Here is a 1643-nt window from a genome sequence, read left to right on the forward strand (position 1 = left end):
GGCCAGATCGAGGTTGGCGGCGATGGTGGTGGGGTGGTGTCCGCCGATCGCGGTGTCGAGTAGGGCGAGTGCGTGGGTGGTGGGCATGGCCCGGACGGCGGACCGGTGTAGGCGGTCGTGGTCGCGTTGGTGTAGGCCGCTGGTCATGCCGGTGGTGTGTTCCCACAGTCCCCAGGCGATCGAGGTGGCCGGTAGACCGGCCCGCTGCCGGGTGATGGCCAGGGCGTCCAGACCGGCGTTCGCCGCGGCGTAGTTCCCCTGTCCCGGATTACCGAGTACCCCGGCGACGGAGGAGAACAACACGAACAGCGCCAGGTCCCGGTCACGGGTCAACTCGTCCAGCCACAACGCGGCGTCGAGCTTCGGCGCCACAACGGTCTCCAGACGCTGCGGAGTCAGGGCCTCGATCGTCCCGTCGTCGATAACACCCGCGGCGTGCACCACCCCGGTGAGCCGGTCGATACCCTCGACCAGGCCCGCCAACGCCCGCCGGTCAGTGACATCACACGCCACCACACGCACCTCGGCGTCCAGACCAGCGAGCTGATCGGTCACCCCCGACCGGCTGGCCAGAACAAGCTTACGCACCCCATGCCGGCGCACCAGATGCTCGGCCACCAGCACACCGAGCCCACCAGTACCACCAGTGATCAACACCGTGCCGTCCGGATCCAACCGACGCGGGATCCTCACCACCTGCTTACCCACGGTCCGACCCGCGCCCAGATCCCGCAACACCTCACGAACCCGCTGCACCGGCGCCACCGTCACCGGCACCGGCACCAGAACACCCTCACCGAACAACTCCATCAACCGCCGCAACATCACACCCAGCCGCTGCGGCCCCGCCTCGATCATGTCGAACGGCAGATACGACACACCCGGAAAAGCATCCCGATCACGGATATCGGTCTTCCCCATCTCCAACAACACACCACCCGGACGCAGCAACCCCGCCGACGCGTCCACGAACTCACCCGCCAAACTGTTGAGCACCACATCCATCACCGGAAACCGGCCCGCGAAACCCGTATCCCGAGACGACGCCAACCGCTCCCGAGGCACACCCACCACATCCCACTTCGACTCACTGGCCGTGGCCCACACCTCCGCACCCAACCAACGGGCCAACTGCACCGCCGCCATACCCACCCCACCCGCCGCCGCATGCACCAAAACACGCTGCCCCGCCTCCACCCGAGCCAACTCCACCAAACCCAACCACGCGGTCAACCACACCACCGGAACACCCGCCGCCTGCTCCATCGACCAACCATCCGGCACCCTCGCCACCAACCGCGCATCAACCACCGTCGACGAACCAAACCCACCCGACCACAACCCCAACACCCGATCCCCCACCCCCACATGCGAAACCCCCTCACCAACCTCAACCACCACCCCCGCACCCTCCACACCAACCGACCCACCACCCGGATACACACCCAACCCCACCAACACATCCCGAAAATTCACACCCGCAGCCACCACCGCAACCCGCACCTGCCCCACACCCACCACACCCACACCCACACACCCCACACCAACCCCATCCAACGACCCACTACCATCCACATCCACCCGCCACTCACCCGAAACAGGAACAACCAGCGAATCGGCGGAAGCAGTCAGGCGCGGGACGA

At 66.7% G+C, this 1643-nt stretch carries 1 protein-coding gene; it reads right to left on the reverse strand.

Features of this window, described 5'->3' with window-relative positions; translation table 11 throughout:
* A partial coding sequence (locus AAH979_RS42880; RefSeq protein WP_346263849.1) for an SDR family NAD(P)-dependent oxidoreductase occupies positions 1 to 1527 on the reverse strand: 1527 nt, incomplete at its 3' end.
* Positions 1528 to 1643 lie beyond the last annotated feature (116 nt).

The organism is Plantactinospora sp. ZYX-F-223 (genome assembly GCF_039649625.1).
Classification (GTDB): domain Bacteria; phylum Actinomycetota; class Actinomycetes; order Mycobacteriales; family Micromonosporaceae; genus Plantactinospora.